General features: G+C 70.4%; 14 protein-coding genes and 1 pseudogene. 13 read left to right on the plus strand and 2 right to left on the minus strand.

The genetic code is table 11. The features are described 5' to 3' along the window. Positions 1-65 precede the first annotated feature (65 nt). The 10 genes and pseudogenes from ACFYWI_RS20115 to ACFYWI_RS20160 all read left to right on the plus strand — a co-directional run bounded on the left by ACFYWI_RS20115 (position 66) and on the right by ACFYWI_RS20160 (position 10030). Positions 66-1490: an extracellular solute-binding protein gene (locus ACFYWI_RS20115; protein ID WP_389233901.1), complete on the plus strand. Its 1425-nt coding sequence runs from the start codon at positions 66-68 to the stop codon at positions 1488-1490. Between the two features lie 3 nt (positions 1491-1493). Beyond that, the gene (locus ACFYWI_RS20120) at positions 1494-2450 is read left to right on the plus strand and encodes a carbohydrate ABC transporter permease (protein ID WP_389233904.1); all 957 of its coding nucleotides are present in this window, start codon (positions 1494-1496) and stop codon (positions 2448-2450) included. Then, complete coding sequence (locus ACFYWI_RS20125) at positions 2447-3283, plus strand: carbohydrate ABC transporter permease (RefSeq protein ID WP_389233907.1); 837 nt, start codon at positions 2447-2449, stop codon at positions 3281-3283. The genes ACFYWI_RS20120 and ACFYWI_RS20125 overlap by 4 nt, the downstream gene beginning before the upstream one ends. After that, complete coding sequence (locus ACFYWI_RS20130; RefSeq protein WP_389233910.1) at positions 3280-4380, plus strand: ABC transporter ATP-binding protein; 1101 nt, start codon at positions 3280-3282, stop codon at positions 4378-4380. Before ACFYWI_RS20125 ends, ACFYWI_RS20130 begins: the two co-directional genes overlap by 4 nt. Beyond that, a complete protein-coding gene (locus tag ACFYWI_RS20135; protein ID WP_389233914.1) occupies positions 4377-5174 on the plus strand; it encodes a DeoR/GlpR family DNA-binding transcription regulator in 798 nt (265 codons plus the stop codon). Before ACFYWI_RS20130 ends, ACFYWI_RS20135 begins: the two co-directional genes overlap by 4 nt. Next, positions 5171-6241 carry an ABC transporter ATP-binding protein gene (locus ACFYWI_RS20140; protein ID WP_389233918.1) on the plus strand — a complete coding sequence of 357 codons (1071 nt, stop codon included), beginning with the start codon at positions 5171-5173 and terminating at the stop codon, positions 6239-6241. The genes ACFYWI_RS20135 and ACFYWI_RS20140 overlap by 4 nt, the downstream gene beginning before the upstream one ends. Continuing rightward, positions 6238-7251, plus strand: coding sequence for a 2-hydroxyacid dehydrogenase (locus ACFYWI_RS20145; RefSeq protein ID WP_389233921.1), 1014 nt, complete (start codon positions 6238-6240; stop codon positions 7249-7251). The genes ACFYWI_RS20140 and ACFYWI_RS20145 overlap by 4 nt, the downstream gene beginning before the upstream one ends. Before the next feature lie 149 nt (positions 7252-7400). Beyond that, a complete protein-coding gene (locus ACFYWI_RS20150; RefSeq protein WP_389234134.1) occupies positions 7401-8810 on the plus strand; it encodes an FGGY family carbohydrate kinase in 1410 nt (469 codons plus the stop codon). Positions 8811-9001: 191 nt separating this feature from the next. Further along, positions 9002-9331 (plus strand): annotated as a pseudogene (locus ACFYWI_RS20155) (hypothetical protein); the annotation flags it as partial. A gap of 63 nt (positions 9332-9394) precedes the next feature. Further along, on the plus strand, positions 9395-10030 hold the full coding sequence (locus ACFYWI_RS20160) for a superoxide dismutase (RefSeq protein WP_389233924.1): 636 nt from the start codon (positions 9395-9397) through the stop codon (positions 10028-10030). Between the two features lie 202 nt (positions 10031-10232). On the opposite strand, the gene ACFYWI_RS20165 is transcribed toward ACFYWI_RS20160, so the two are convergent. Beyond that, entirely contained in the window at positions 10233-10871 is a 639-nt protein-coding gene (locus ACFYWI_RS20165) for a DsbA family protein (protein ID WP_389233928.1), read from the minus strand. Positions 10872-10989: 118 nt separating this feature from the next. On the opposite strand from ACFYWI_RS20165, the gene pepN reads away from it, so the two are divergent. Both pepN and ACFYWI_RS20175 read left to right on the plus strand, forming a co-directional pair. Next, a complete protein-coding gene (pepN, locus tag ACFYWI_RS20170) occupies positions 10990-13578 on the plus strand; it encodes an aminopeptidase N (RefSeq protein ID WP_389233931.1) in 2589 nt (862 codons plus the stop codon). A 225-nt stretch (positions 13579-13803) separates the two neighbouring features. Beyond that, a complete protein-coding gene (locus tag ACFYWI_RS20175; RefSeq protein ID WP_389233934.1) occupies positions 13804-14793 on the plus strand; it encodes a hypothetical protein in 990 nt (329 codons plus the stop codon). Here the strand turns inward: ACFYWI_RS20175 and ACFYWI_RS20180 are convergent. After that, positions 14769-15236: an NUDIX hydrolase gene (locus ACFYWI_RS20180; RefSeq protein ID WP_389233938.1), complete on the minus strand. Its 468-nt coding sequence runs from the start codon at positions 15234-15236 to the stop codon at positions 14769-14771. The genes ACFYWI_RS20175 and ACFYWI_RS20180 overlap by 25 nt on opposite strands. Before the next feature lie 151 nt (positions 15237-15387). Here ACFYWI_RS20180 and ACFYWI_RS20185 point away from each other — a divergent pair, with 151 nt between their 5' ends. After that, positions 15388-15933: a CGNR zinc finger domain-containing protein gene (locus tag ACFYWI_RS20185; protein ID WP_389233941.1), complete on the plus strand. Its 546-nt coding sequence runs from the start codon at positions 15388-15390 to the stop codon at positions 15931-15933. Positions 15934-16072 lie beyond the last annotated feature (139 nt).

A 16072-nucleotide genomic window follows, 5' to 3' on the forward strand; every position in this document is an offset into this window, starting at 1 on the left:
ACGTGTTATCGCTCCCCTGCCGGGGTCCGGGGCCCTCCCCGGGGCAAGACACAGCGGAGGTCGGGATGGACATGCGCGCATACGACCGGCGGCGGTTCCTCGCCCTCGGTGCCGCCGCGTCCGCGGCGGGACTGCTCACCGCCTGCGGCGCGGGCTTCGGCGAGGACAGCAAGCAGGGCGCCGACGGCTCGGCGGCGGACGACGTCACCGGTTCCTTCGACTGGAAGCGGGCCGAAGGAAAGACGATCAAGGCGCTGCTGAACAAGCACCCGTACACGGACGCACTGCTCGCCGACCTGAAGTCGTTCACCGAGAAGACCGGCATCAAGGTCGAGTACGACGTCTTCCCGGAGGACAACTACTTCGACAAGCTCACCGTCGACCTGTCCAGCGGGCGCGCCTCGTACGACGTCTTCATGCTCGGCGCCTACATGGTGTGGCAGTACGGTCCGCCGGGCTGGCTGGAGGATCTCGGGCCGTGGATGCGCAACGCGTCGGCGACCGGCGCCGAGTGGGACCAGGCGGACTTCTTCCCCAATCTGCTGCAGGCCGACCAGTGGTCGCTCAAGGCCGGCGCCCCGCTCGGCCAGGGCGGCCAGTACGCGCTGCCGTGGGGCTGGGAGACCAATGTCGTCGCCTACAACACCGAGGTGTTCGGCAAGCTCGGTCTGAAACCGGCCGAGACCTTCGACGAACTGCGTGAGCTGGCCGGGGCGATCAAGCGCAGGGCGCCGGGCGCGGGCTTCGACGGGATGTACGGGGTCGCGGTGCGCGGCTCGCGCAGCTGGGCCACCATCCACCCGGGCTTCATGACCATGTACGCGCGAAGCGGACTCAAGGACTTCACCGTGGAGGACGGCAGGATCAAGCCCGCCATGAACTCCCCCGAGGCGATCGCCTTCACCCGGGACTGGGCGGACATGGTCAGAAAGGGCGGCCCGCCGTCCTGGACCTCGTACACCTGGTACCAGTGCTCAGGTGACCTCGGGGCGAAGAAGGCGGGGATGCTGTTCGACGCCGACACCGCCGCGTACTTCCAGGCGGTCGAGGGCGCCTCCCCGGCGTCGGGGAAGATCGCCTTCCACCCCGGCCCCAAGGGTCCCGGCGGCTCGCTCGCCACCAATATGTGGATCTGGTCGCTCGGCATGAACGCCAGGAGCGGGAAGAAACTGCCTGCCTGGCTGTTCCTTCAGTGGGCGACCGGCAAGGAGCATCTGCTCAAGGGCGCCGTCCGGTACAACCACATCGACCCGGTACGGCAGTCGGTGAGCCAGGACGCCGCGTACAAGGACAAGATGAAGGCGATCCCCGGCTTCATCGACACCTTCGAGAAGGTCGTCGAACACACGAAGATCCAGTTCACGCCGCAGGAGCAGTTCTTCGACGCGACCACGAGCTGGGCCGCGGCCCTCCAGGAGATCTACGGCGGCAAGAACGCCGCATCGGTGCTGGGCGGCCTCGCGAGCGACCTGGCGTCGAAGGTGGGCTGAGCGATGTCCTCGCTGATGGAGACCGACCACGGGGCGGCCTCACGCGAGGAGATGAAGCGGGCGGCGCGCAGCGTCCCGGCCTGGCGCCGCTCGCTGCGTCCGTATCTGCTGATCGTGCCCGCCCTGCTGCTGACCGGCGGGATCCTCTATCCGTTCGGGCTCGGGGTGTACTACACCTTCTTCGACTTCGCGGCGAGCAGGCCCGTGCCCGACATGGTGGGCCTGGAGAACTACCGGCGGATCTTCGCCCAGAGGGCGTTCTGGGACTCCGCTCGGGTGACCCTGCTGTACGCGGTGGGCGCGGCGGCCGTCGAGACGGTTCTCGGGGTGGCGGTCGCGCTGCTGCTGCACCGCTCCACACCGGTGGGGCGGGTGCTGGAGAAGATCCTGATCCTGCCGCTGATGATCGCGCCGGTGATCGCCGCGATCATCTGGAAGCTGATGCTCCAGCCGTCCGTCGGCGTCGTCAACCACCTGCTGGAGCCTCTCGGGCTCGGCGGGGTGCAGTGGACGGACACCCCGACCGGGGCACTGCTGTCGTCGATCATGGTGGATGTCTGGGTCTACACCCCGTTCGTCGCGATCCTCGCGCTGGCAGGGCTGCGCTCGCTGCCCCCCTCGCCCTTCGAGGCGGCCGCGGTGGACGGGGCCGGGTGGTGGTTCACCTTCCGCAGGCTGACCCTGCCGATGCTGTGGCCCTATGTCCTGGTCGCGGTGATCTTCCGGTTCATGGACTCTCTGAAGGTCTTCGACATCATCTACGCGCTGACCGAGGGCGGCCCCGGCGACTCGACGGTGGCACTGCAGATCCGCGCCTATCTGGAGGCGATCCGCTTCCAGCGCTACTCCTTCGGGATCAGCTACACCATCGTGCTGTGGGCCGTGGTGTATCTGGCGGCGATGGTGCTGGTGCGCTGTCTGGGCCGGGCCAACAGCCGTGCGGCGGAGGTGCCCGAGTGACGTGGAAACGCAGGCTGCTCGCGATCGCGGCGGACGGCGCCCTCATCCTCTACTTCGTCTTCGCGCTGTTCCCGGTCGCCTGGATGGTGGTCCTGTCGCTGAAGCCGGCGAACGAACTGTTCAGCACCTACTTCTCGTTCACCCCCACCCTGGACTCGTACCGCACGGTGCTGGGCACCGGGGACGACGAGGGGGTGCCGTTCGTACGGTTCTTCCTCAACAGCCTGGTCGTGTCACTCGGAGCGGTGGGTCTGTCGCTGGTGATCGGGCTCCCGGCCGCGTACGCGGCGGCGCGCTGGCGCTTCCGCGGCTCCGAGAACCTGATGTTCACCCTGCTCTCGTTCCGCTTCGCGCCCGAGCTGACCGTGATCATCCCGCTGTTCGTCCTCTACCAGAAGCTCGGGCTGTTCGACACGTACGTCGGCATGGTGTGGGTGCTGCAGCTGGTCACCCTGCCGCTGATCGTATGGATCATGCGGTCGTACTTCTCCGACCTGTCCCCCGAACTGGAGCAGGCGGCGCTGCTGGACGGCTACACGCGCAAGCAGGCCTTCTTCAAGGTGGCGCTGCCGCTGGTGAAACCGGGTGTCGCAGCCGTCTCTCTGCTCGCCTTCATCTTCGCCTGGAACAACTTCGTCTTCCCGCTGATCCTCACCTCCTCCGAGGCTCAGACCGTGACGGTGGGCGCGCTGTCCTTCCTCGGCGGCGACCGGCCCAAGTACAACCTGACAGCCGCTGCCGCCCTCGTCTCCGTCGTACCGCCGCTGCTGCTCGCGCTCACCATCCAGCGGTACCTGGTGCGCGGGCTGTCCTTCGGGGCGGTGAAGTCATGACCACGGCGATCGCGCTGAGGGGCGTGTCCAAGAGATACGGCAGGGCGACCGCGCTCGACGGGATCGGACTGGAGGTCGCCGAGGGCGAGTTCTTCTGTCTGCTCGGACCGTCCGGCGCGGGCAAGACCACGACCCTGAAGACCATCGCGGGCCTGGAGCAGCCGGACGCGGGCACGGTCGAACTGGACGGCGCGGACATGACCGGCGTCGAGCCGTACGACCGCGGCGTGGCGATGTGCTTCGAGTCGTACGCCCTGTACCCGCACCGCAGCGTCTTCGACAATCTCGCCTCCCCGCTGCGCTCGCCACGCCACCGGATGCCGGCGGACCGGGCCCGGGAGCGGATCGCCGAGGTCGCCGCACTGCTCGGCATCGGCGCCCTGCTGGGGCGCCCGGTGGGCGAGCTGTCGAACGGGCAGCGTCAGCGGGTGGCGCTCGGCCGGGTACTGGTGCGGCCGGCGCGGGCGTTCCTGCTGGACGAGCCGCTGTCCCATCTCGACGCGAAACTGCGGCAGGCGATGCGCGCCGAGCTCAAGGCGATCAGCGCGCTGCGGCGCACCACCACCCTGTACGTCACCCATGACTCGGTGGAGGCGCTCGCGCTCGGCGACCGGATCGGGGTGATCAGGGCCGGGCGGATCGTGCAGACGGGCACCCGCGAGGAGATCTGGCACCGGCCGTACGACACCTTTGTGGCCCGTTCGTTCGGCCGGCCGCGGATCAGTCTGCTGCCGGGAACGGTCGCCACCGACGGGACCTTCCGCCCACTGGAGGGGGCCTGCTCAGGAGCCCCACGGGTGTCGGCGGTTCCCGGCACCCCCGTACAGCTGGGTGTGCGGCCCCGCGATCTGGCTCTCGGAGGCTCCGGTTTCGAACTGGCCGGCAGCGTGTACGTCATCGAACCCCTCGGCCGGTCGGTCGAGATCACCGTGCGCGTCGGGAGCCGGCAGGTCTCGCTCGTCACGCCGCGGGCCACGGCGGCCGGTCTGCGTCCCGACGATCCGGTCCGGCTGAGCGCCCGGCCTGAGAACCTGCTGCTGTTCGAGGCCGACGGGCCGCAGGGACCAGGACGAAGGATCGAAGGAATCACCTCATGAGCACCCCTCAGCAGCGCGGGCCCGCACCCCGCCAGGCCGCCATAGCCGAATACGTCCTCGCCCGTGGCGAAGGGACGGCGGCCGAGCTGGCCGACCGGTTCGACGTCAGCCTGATGACCATCCACCGCGACCTGGACGAGCTCGAACGCCAGGGAATCGTGCGCAAGTTCCGCGGCGGGGTGACCGCCCAGCCGTCCGGCGTCTTCGAGTCGAACGTCGCCTACCGGCTCAAGACCATGCGCCACGAGAAGGCGGCCGTCGCGGCCGAGGCGCTGACCCTGGTGGAACCGGGCATGGCGGTGATGCTCGACGACTCCACCTCCACCCTGGAGATCGCCCGCCGGCTCGGGGCGATCACCCCGCTGACCGTGGTCACCAACTTCCTCGAGGCGCTGACACTGCTGTCGGCCGAGCGCGGCATCCATCTGATGGCGCTCGGCGGCGACTACGACCCGCTGCACTCCTCCTTCCTCGGCGTTTCGTGCGTGGAGGCCGTCCAGTCGCTCCAGGTCGACATCTGCTTCACCTCCACCTCCGCCGTCTCGGGCGGATTCGCCTACCACCAGGAGCAGCACATCGTGTCGGTCAAGCGGGCGATGCTCGACTCGGCGGCCCGCAATGTGCTGCTGCTCGACCACTCCAAACTGGGCCGCGTCGCCCTGCACCGGCTCGCCCCGCTGTCCCGCTTCGATCTGGTCCTGGTCGACGACGGCGCCCCGGCCGAAGCGCTGCGCGACCTCGACGAGCACAAGGTTCCCTACCGGGTCTGCGAGGTGGGCGGTGACCGGACATGACTGAACTGGCCCTGCACGAGCTGCGCAAGACGTATACCGCACGGGGCCGCCCGGTGGTGGAGGCGGTGCGCGGCATCGATCTCCGGCTGCGTTCCGGGGAACTGCTGGGGCTGCTCGGCCCGTCCGGCTGCGGCAAGTCCACGACACTGCGGATGATCGCGGGTCTGGAGCAGGTCAGTGGCGGGGACATCCTCATCGGCGGCACCTCCGTGGTGGGCCTGCCCGCCGGGCGGCGCAACATCGGGGTCGCGTTCGAGAACTACGCGCTGTATCCGCCGCTGACCGTCGCGGAGAACCTGGGCTTCGGGCTGGCGGCCCGTGGGCTAGGGCGGGCCGAGACAGCCCGCCGGGTGGCGGCGATGGCGGAGCGGATCGAGATCTCGCCCTTGCTGGGCGCCCGTCCGGCCGGGCTCTCCAGCGGCCAGAAGCAGCGGGTGGCACTGGCCCGCGCGCTGATCCGGGAGCCGGACGTGCTGCTGCTGGACGAGCCGCTGTCCCATCTGGACGCCGCCCAGCGCGATACGACCCGCCGCGAGCTGAAACGTATCCAGCGGGACCTCGGCCATACGACGATCCTGGTCACGCACGACCAGGAGGAGGCGCTGTCGCTCGCCGACCGCATCGCGGTGATGAACGACGGAGTGATCCAGCAGCTCGGAACCCCGCAGGAGATCTATGACGCCCCCGCCACCGTTTTCGTCGCCGACTTCGTGGGGGAGCCGGCGATGAACCTGCTGCCGGGAGTGGTCGAGGCCGGGCAGGCGCGGCTCTCGCCGACCGTACGGATGCCGCTGCCGCGTCCGCTCCCCTCCGGCCGGGCCGTGCTCCTCGGCGTGCGGCCCGAGGATCTGCGGCTCGGTGACGAGGGCGTAGCGGCCGTCGTCAGCGCCCATGAACCGCTGCTGGAGAACGGCATCGCGACCCTGGCCCTGGCGGGGGTGGAGCGGCCGCTGGTCGTGCAGACCGGGCCCGAGGTACGCCTCGAGCGCGGCGCGAGCGTCCACGTCACCGCCGACCCGCAGCTCACGCATGTCTATGACGCCGAAACAGGAGACGCCCTGAGATGAGAGTCCTGGCCGCCGGTGACCACTTCGTCCGCAACGCGCTCATCGCCGATGCCTTACGTCACGACCTCGACGGCTTCCCTTTCGAGCTGCGCGAACTCATCCTGCCCTGGCCGCTGGAGCCCTTCGGCAAGGTCGCCGAGGTGGACGAGGCGAGCGACGCCGAGGACACGCTGATCGAGGCGCTCGAGGGAGTCGACATCTGTGTGACCCAGATGGCGCCGTTCACCGAGCGGGTGCTGGACGCGGCGCCTGCCCTGCGGCTGATCGTGGTGTGCCGCGGCGGTCCGGTCAATGTGAACGTACAGGCGGCCCAGGCGCGCGGGGTGCGGGTCTGCTTCGCGCCCGGGCGCAACGCGGCGGCGACGGCGGAGTTCACCGTTGGCCTGATGCTGGCGGCGCTGCGCCGTATCCCCGAGGCGCACCACTCGCTCGCCGTGGAGGGCAGTTGGGATGCCTCGTACTACACCTACGAACGCTGCGGGCCGGAGCTGGAGGACACACCCGTCGGGCTGATCGGCTACGGCGCGGTCGGCAGCAGGGTCGCCCGGGTGCTGTGCGCGTTCGGCGCCGAGGTGGAGGTGTACGACCCGTACGTGCGCGGCGATGTGCACGGAATGCGCGCGCACTCGCTGGACGCGCTGCTCTCCCGCTCCCGGATCGTGACCCTGCACGCCCGGCTCACCCCCGAGACCCGCGCTCTGATCGGCGCCCGCGAACTGGCGCTGCTGCCGCGTGGATCGGTCCTGGTGAACGCGGCACGCGGCGGCCTGGTGGAGACCGGCGCGCTGTGCGACGCACTGGAGCGCGGACAGCTGGCCGCCGCGGCGCTGGACACCTACGAGCAGGAGCCGCTGCCATCCGGCTCCCGGCTGCTCACCACGCAGGGCCTGGTCCTCACCCCGCATCTGGGCGGCGCCAGCCGCGCCGTCGCCCACAAGGCGGCGGCGATCGCGGCGGCGGAGGTGGCACGCCATGCCCGCGGGGAGCCGCTCCAGCACGTACTGGTCTGAGACCCCGGACCGGTACGTGCTGGAGCGCCCCCGCGGGACTCTGCCCCGGACACCGCGCCTCATCCCTTCCCCCCGACCTCGTCCGGGGGACCCCCACGGGGCCGGAGTTGCCCCGACGGCCCACCCCTAGGAGAGCTGCTGCAATGGCGATGTTCATCGGCATCGACGCGGGCACGTCCATGGTGAAGGCCGCGGCCTTCGACGCCCACGGGCGGACACTGGCCGTGGAGTCCCGGCCAGTGGCACTGGACATCCACGACGGCCGGGTCGAGCAGGACATGGACGAGGTGTACGCGGCGGTCCTCGATGTGCTCGGGACGCTGACGGACGCCGCCGGCGAGCCGGTCGACCTGGTGGGGCTGACGGGGCAGGGCGACGGCGTGTGGCTGGTGGACACCGAAGGCCGTCCCGTACGCCCGGCGATCTCGTGGATGGACGGCCGGGCCCATGCGCTGGTCGACGAATGGCTCACCTCGGGCGTGTTCGAGTCGGTGTTCCGGCGCACCGGCAGCGCGATGTTCCCCGGCTGCCCCGGCCCTGTGCTGGCCTGGCTGGAGCGTCATGAGCCGCAGTCCCTGGACGCCGCGGCCACCGCGCTCTACTGCAAGGACATGGTCTTCCAGCGGCTGACCGGCCTGCGGGCGACCGATGTCTCCGACGCGTCCATGCCCTTCCTCGACCCACGCACCCGGCGCTACTGCGCCGAGGTCGTCGAGGCGCTCGGGCTGAGCCGACGCCGCGGGCTGCTGGCCCCGGTCAGCGATCCGCTCGCCACCGGCACGCTGCCCTCGGGCACGCCGATCACCAACGGCCCCTACGATCTGCCGGCCTGTGCGCTAGGCGCGGGCGTGACCGCGCCCGGCGACGGTCTGCTGATCATCGGCACGTGTCTGGCGTCCCTCGTGGCCACCTCCCGCCTGGATCTGGCCGGTGAGCCCGCGGGCCTGTACATCTCGACGGAGCGCCCAGGCCACTTCCTGCACGCGATGCCGGCGATGGTCGGCACGGCCGCCCTCGACTGGGTGCTGAACACCACGGGCGTCCCGCACCAGGAGGTCGACGCCCTGCTGGAGGCGACACCTCCCGGCGCGCACGGGGTTCGGGTACTGCCCTACTTCGCACCCTCCGGCGAGCGCGCCCCGTTCGTCGAGCCGCATCTGCGCGCCGAACTGTCCGGCATCAGCCTGGAGTCGACGAAGGCCGATCTGATCCGCGCCACCTGCGAGGGCATCGCCTTCGCCGCCCGCCACTGTCTGGAGGCCGCGGGCCTTACGGGCACGGTGACCATCTGCGGCGGCGGCACCCGCTCCCCCGCCTGGACGCGGCTGTTCGCCGATGTGCTCGGGCGTGAACTGCGCATCATCGAGGGCGAGGTGGGGGCGCGCGGCGCCGTGCTGGCCTCGGCAGCACGGCACGGCGTCGAGCTGGATGCCGCCGCCTGGACGGCCCCGACGGCACTGGTCGCGCCGGACCCGTCCCGGTCGGCGTTCTACGCGAAGGCGTACGGGGAGCATCTGGACCGTCTCGCCGCCTCGCGCGCCCGCGCACGCCGGACATGACCGTCCACCTGTCGCCGGCGTACGCCCGGCGCCCCCACCCGGGCCCGTGAGAGGGAGACCGTATGCCCGCGACGCCAGGACGCCGTTCGCTGCTGCTCGCCGCCGGCGCGACGACCGCTGTGTCCGTACTTTCGGCCCCTGCCGCCGGAAGCCAACGCCCGTTCCACGACGGACCGTTGGCGATCGGTCACCTGCGCGAGATCGCCGAGTACGCCGACTGGATCGGCCCGGACACGTCGTCGCTCGTCCCGCCGTCCCCGCTGCGGGCGGATGCGCATGCGGCCGGGCTGAAGGTCGGCGCGTACACCTTCCGGGCCGAGAACCAGTTCCTTCCGGCGGCGCTGCGACGCGGCAGCGATCCGAACGCGTTCGGTGACGCGTTCGCCGAGTACGCCCTGCACTACAGCCTCGGCGTGGATGCCGTCGTGACCGACTTTCCGGACCTCGCGGTGATCTCGCGGCAGGAGGGCGGGCGGGCCGGTAGTACCGAGGACCGACGCCTGATCACGGCGGGACGATGATGCTGCTAATGTGCAGATGCATAAGACTTGCAATAAGTACTGGCAGTCGGAGGTACTGGACTCATGGCCATCTACACGCTTCCCGAACTTCCGTACGACTACGCGGCGCTCGAACCGGTCATCAGTCCGCAGATCGTCGAGCTCCACCACGACAAGCACCACGCGGCCTACGTGAAGGGCGCCAACGACACCCTCGAGCAGCTCGAGGAGGCGCGCGACAAGGAAGCCTGGGGGGCGATCAACGGTCTGGAAAAGAACCTCGCGTTCCATCTCTCCGGCCACATCCTGCACTCGATCTACTGGCACAACATGACGGGCGACGGCGGCGGCGAACCGCTGGAGAAGGACGGCGTCGGCGAGCTCGCGGACGCGATCGCCGAGTCGTTCGGCTCGTTCGCCAAGTTCAAGTCCCAGCTGACGAAGGCCTCGGCGACCACACAGGGCTCGGGGTGGGGCGTGCTGGCGTACGAGCCGGTCAGCCGCCGCCTGATCGTCGAGCAGGTCTACGACCACCAGGGCAATGTCGGCCAGGGCACCGTCCCGATCCTGGTCTTCGACGCCTGGGAGCACGCCTTCTATCTGCAGTACAAGAACCAGAAGGTGGACTTCATCGACGCGATGTGGCAGGTCGTGAACTGGCAGGACGTGGCCGGGCGTTACGCGCGGGCCAAGGAGCGCACGCCGCTCATCGCCCCCTGACCCGGGGAATCCGAGGACGCCCTGCTCGTGATCGTCTTCTCAGCCTTCACCGGGCAGGCGGAAAGAAGGACGGCCCCCGCGAGGACATGACTCGCGGGGGCCGTCCCCTTTGTGCACCTGAACCGGCGCCGCTCTCGTGGACGTGGCCGCTCACCGCCGGGGTCGCTCCATTGATCGTTGCGGTGCGCGGCCAGTCGGTCGGTCAGTCGAAGATGGGGCCCTGTGTCCGGGTGCGCTTGATCTCGTAGAAGCCCGGTATCGAGGCGACCATCAGCGTGCCGTCCCACAGCCTGGCCGCGTCCTCGCCCTTGGGGGCCGGGGTGACGACCGGGCCGAAGAAGGCGATCTGCTCGCCGTCCGAGCCGGGCACCGCGATGACCGGGGTGCCGACCTCCTGGCCGACCTTCTCGATGCCTTCCTTGTGGGAGGCGCGCAGTTCGGCGTCGTAGGTCTCCTTGTCCGCGTAGTCCGCGAGCGAGACAGGCAGGCCGGTCTCCTCCAGGGCGGCAACGACCGCGTCACGGACCGGCCCCTGACCCTCGTTGTGGAATCGGGTGCCGAGCGCGGTGTAGAGCTTGCCGAGCACCTCGTCGCCGTGCTCCTGCTGGGCGGCGACCGCGACCCGGACCGGACCCCAGGCCTGGGTCGAGAGCATCTCGCGGTAGGAATCCGGCAGCTCGTCCAGCTTGTCCTCGTTCAGCACGGCAAGGCTCATCACATGCCAGCGGACCTCGACGTCACGCACCTTCTCGACCTCGAGCATCCAGCGGGAGGTCATCCACGCCCACGGGCACAGCGGGTCGAACCAGAAGTCGACCGGGGTCTTGCCGTTCTCCGACATGTCTCTCCTCACCTTGGCCACGGCATTCTGCCTGCCTCGCACCGGCAACACCACCGATCGCCCGATCGATTCCCGTGGGAGGATCTCCCCTGTCGAACGAGACACCGAAGGAGTGCTTGTGCCCGGTGAGAATCTGTCCCGCGACGAGGCCCGCACCCGGGCCGAGCTGCTGTCCGTCGACGGGTACGAAGTCGCCCTCGATGTGCGCTCCGCGGTCGGGGAGACCCCGGAGGGCTCCGGGCCGCGCACCTTCCGGTCGGTGACCACGATCCGGTTCCGTGCCGTGGAGCCGGGGGCGTCGACGTTCGCGGATCTGATCGCGCCCGCCGTGACCGGGATCACACTCAACGGTCAGAAGTTGGACCCCGACACGGTCTTCGACGGTTCGCGGATCAGGCTGGACGGCCTCGCGGCCGAGAACGTGCTGGCCGTGGAAGCACAGTGCGCGTACAGCCGCACCGGCGAGGGCCTGCACCGGTTCGTCGACCCGGAGGACGGCGAGGTCTACCTGTACACGCAGTACGAGCCGGCCGACGCCCGCCGGGTCTTCGTCACGTTCGAACAGCCCGACCTCAAGGCACCGTTCCGCTTCGAGGTGACAGCACCCGACGGCTGGACGGTGTGGAGCAACGGCGCCGAGGAGTCCCGGGAGGGCGGGGTGTGGCGATTCGCGCGGACCGCGCCGATCTCCACGTACATCACCTGTGTGGTGGCGGGCCCGTACCACTACGTGACCGACACCTACCGGCGCACCGTCGACGGGGGCGGCGCCTCCGGCTCCGGAACCGAGCTGGAGATCCCGCTCGGCGCGATGTGCCGCAAGGGGCTGGCGAAGCACTTCGACGCGGACGACATCTTCCTCGTCACCAAGCAGGGCCTCGACTTCTTCCACGACAACTTCGACTACCCGTACCCGTTCGGCAAGTACGACCAGGCGTTCGTGCCCGAGTACAACCTCGGCGCGATGGAGAACCCGGGCATGGTCACCTTCCGCGAGGAGTACATCTTCCGTGGGAAGGTCACACAGGCCTCGTACGAGCACCGGGCGAACGTCGTCCTGCACGAGATGGCGCACATGTGGTTCGGCGACCTGGTCACCATGCAGTGGTGGGACGACCTGTGGCTGAAGGAGTCGTTCGCGGACTTCATGGGCTCGTTCTCGATGGTGGAGGCGACCCGCTTCACCAACGGGTGGGTGACCTTCGCCAACAACCGCAAGGCCTGGGCGTACCGGGCCGACCAGCTGCCCTCCACCCACCCGATCACGGCCGACATCCGTGACCTGGAGGACGCCAAGCTCAACTTCGACGGGATCACCTACGCCAAGGGCGCGTCGGTGCTGAAGCAGCTGGTGGCCTACGTGGGACGGGACGCGTTCCTGGAGGGCTCCCGGCGCTACTTCAAGCGGCACGCGTACGGGAACACGCGGCTGGGCGATCTACTGTCCGTGCTGGAGGAGACCTCGGGCCGGGACATGACGGCGTGGTCGCGGTCGTGGCTTCAGACGTCCGGGGTCAACTCGCTCACCCCGCAGATCACCTACGACGCCGGGGACCGGATCACCGAGCTCGCGGTGGTCCAGGACGGCGAGGAGCTCCGACCGCACCGGGTGGCGGTCGGCCTGTACCGGACCGAGGGCACGGAGCTCGTGCGGTACGCGCGCGCCGAGGTGGACGTGGCCGGGGCGCGGACGGTCGTCTCCGAGCCGGCGGGCGCGCAGCGGCCGGAGCTCGTCCTGGTGAACGACGACGATCTGACGTACTGCAAGCTCCGCTTCGACGAGCGGTCGCTGGAGACGCTGCGCACGCGCCTGGGCGACATCGCCGACCCGCTGGCCAGGGCCCTGTGCTGGTCGGCCCTGTGGAACCTGACGCGGGACGCGCTCATGCCGACGCGTGACTTCATCGACCTGGTGCTGAAGTTCGCCGGGCGGGAGTCCGACATCGGCGTGCTGCAGATGCTGCATGCCTGGACCCGGGCGGCGCTCGAGCACTACGCGGCACCCGCGTGGCGCGAGGAGGGCGGACGGCTGCTCGCGGAAGGCGCACTGCGGGAGCTGCGGCTGGCCGCCCCCGGCAGCCAGCACCAGTTGGCCTGGGCGCGGTTCTTCGCGTCGGTCGCCTCGAGCGACGCGGATCTCCAGCTCCTGACCGGGCTGCTGGACGGTACGGCGAAGATCGACGGCTTGGACGTGGACCAGGAGCTGCGCTGGGCGTTCCTTGGGCCGCTGGTCGCGCACGGGGCTGCGGACGAGGCCGCGATCGCGGCGGAACTGGCCCGCGACGACACGGCCTCGGGCAAGCGGCACGAGGTGCGCTGCCTGGCGGCGCGCCCGTCGGCGGCGGTCAAGGACCAGGCGTGGGCGGCGGTCGTGGAGTCGGACGCGCTGTCCAACGCGCTGGCGGAGGCGACGATCGCCGGGTTCTCCCAGCCGGGGCAGCGCGCGCTGCTGGCGCCGTTCACGCCGAGGTACTTCGAGGCGATCGAACGGGTGTGGTCGAAGCGGTCGATCCAGATCGGCATGGATGTGGTGCGGGGGCTGTACCCGTCGCTCCAGGACGACGAGGCGACACTGGCGGCCACGGACCAGTGGCTCACGGCGCACGCTTCGGCGGCTCCGGCCCTGCGCCGCCTGGTCCTCGAGTCCCGTGACGACCTGGCGAGGGCGCTGCGGGCGCAGGCGTGTGACGCGGGCGCGTCGGTCTGACGGCCGGTGGCGGGGTCGGGGGCTTCCCGGCCCCGCCGCCTCGGCCCGGCGGGACGGGCGACGCTGCTGCCCCCGCCGAGCACCCTGTTTCCCCATGTCAGTCGAATGGCGCAGCGATCCTGATCGGCAGTCGAACGCGCGTACTTTAGGACGAGGTTGTCCCGGAATGTCGACGGGCTTGTAACAGCGGTTAGCGGACTCGGTCCATGCGGGCATTTCCCCCGCATGACGCAGCACAACACTCCCCTCTCCCCCCTTCCCCTCAGCCACCTCTCCACGGTGCGGCCGCGGGTGATGTCCACCGCGCAGTTGCGGGCGCACGGGGTTGCGCCCGCACGGATCGCCGAGCAGTGCCGGGCCGGCGGGGCCTGGCAGTTGATGCTGCCCGGCGTGTATCTCCTGCGGCCCGGGACGCCGACCAGTGAAGAGCGGCTCCACGGGGCGCTGCTGTACGCCGGGCGGCACCGGACCGGTGAGGCCATGATCACCGGCATGGCCGCGCTCGTCCTGTACGGGTTCTCGGCCGCGCCGCCGCTGCGGTCGCTCGAGAAGATCGACGTACTCGTGTCGCGTGCCCGGCGGCTTCGGTCGGCCGGGTGTGTCCGGCTGGTGCGGGCGCAGGAGTTGCCGGGGCCGCTGGAGATCACCGGACTGCCCGTCGCCCCGGTGGCCCGCGCCGTCGCGGATACCGTCGCACAGCTCGGCGACGTCGAGACCATCCGCCTGGTGCTCACCGAGGCCGTGCGCGGCAGGTACTGCGAGCCCGCGGCCGTCGTACGGGAGTTGAACGAGGCCCGGCTGCTCGCTGTCCCGGCTGTCGTGGAGGCCGTCGACACGCTGCTGTGCGAAGGGCGGGCCCTGTCCGAGCGGCGGCTGTACGACCTGGTGCGCGACAGCCGACTCCCCGAGCCGCTGTGGAACGTGGATCTGCGGCTTCCCGGCGGCCCCGACCTCGGCGGGGTGGACGCGTACTGGCCCGAGCAGGCTGTCGCCATCGAGCTGGACACCCGCGCGCCCCGCCAGGACGAGGACGCCCTGTCGTCGGAGTACGGCCGCAGGCGGGAGCACCTGGAGCGCCTCGGCATCACCGTCGTCCACATCACTCCGGGCAAACTGCGGGACTCGCCCCAGCAACAGGCGGTCGTGGTCCGCACGGCCCTGATGGCCGCCGCGGACCGCGATCCCGCCGCCTATGTGGTGGTGCTGCCGCGCTGAGCGGCCCGGCCGACCGGGGGTCTGGAGCGATACAGCTCCAGCCCGATGTCCACCAGTTCGACCCGGTCGAGACCCGGCACCGCCGTCAGCGGGTACCAGGCCGCGAGGTCGGTCGACCCGTTCGTCTCGTGCCGCAGCGAGCCGCCCGTGATCCGGCCCTCGTACACGATCCGCAGCCCCTGGAAGTCCGCGAACGCGCCGAGCCTGCGCGGATAGCGGCGGCGGACCGAGTCCAGTCCGAGCAGCGCGGTCATCTCCGCCGCGTACCCGGTCTCCTCCTCGACCTCACGCACCACGGTGTCCAGGGGATCCTCCCCGTGGTCCATGCCTCCGCCGGGCAGTGTCCATCTCCTGGTGCCGTCGCCCGCCACGAAACGGGCCAGCAGGACCTGTTCCTCCCGGATGCACACCGCGTAGGCCGCGACCCTCAACTCCTTGTTCATCCACAGAGGCTACGCAACGAGGCGTACGACCCGCCCGGTCCCGGTCACCGGTCTGCGGCGGCCCCGCGCGGCATGCGCTCCCGTGGCGCGAGCCAACCAGTCACGCACCCTTGAGCGGTTGACGCCCAAGGGGCGCAGGAAGGAACCCGGAATGCCCGTCGCCGATCCCCGCCCACTCATCGGCGAGCCGATCTCGCTCGACCTGCTCAACACCCGCTGGATCCACGAAGGCGAACCGCGGGATCTGCTCGCCGATGCCGACGGGCTGCGGATCTGGCTGGAGGGCAACGGGCTCGCGGACCGGTTCACCGCCGACGGGGCCACCCTGATGCACACCCGGGCCGCCCGCGACGCCCTCGTCGCGCTCGCCGACGGCACGGACAGCGCCGCCGCGGCGGCCGCCCGTGTGGACGAGGTGCTCGCCCACGGGCGGATTCGCGCCACACTCACCTCCCAGGGGCCGGGCGAGGAGGCGGAGTTCGCCGATCCGGCCTGGGGGCCGGCCTGGACCGCGGCGCACGGCCATCTGGCCCTGCTGCGCACCGCGCCCGACCGGATCCGCGCCTGCGCGCACGAGGCATGTGTCCTGCACTTCTTCGACACCTCACGGAGCGGCACCCGCCGCTGGTGCTCCATGGCCCTGTGCGGCAACCGCACAAAGGCGTCCCGGCATTACGCCAAGACCCGCGAAAGCTGACGGTCCGCTTCCGGCGCTCCTTCCCTCGCTCCCGCGTGGCGATTCATCCCCATTTGACCGTCGTGGCGCATACTCCGCAGTGGCGGATGTCCGCCATGGCCGCATCCCGCCCCCGGCAACTCTCCACAAACCCCTGTCA

It is taken from the genome of Streptomyces sp. NPDC002889 (assembly GCF_042888425.1).
Taxonomy (GTDB): Bacteria; Actinomycetota; Actinomycetes; order Streptomycetales; family Streptomycetaceae; genus Streptomyces.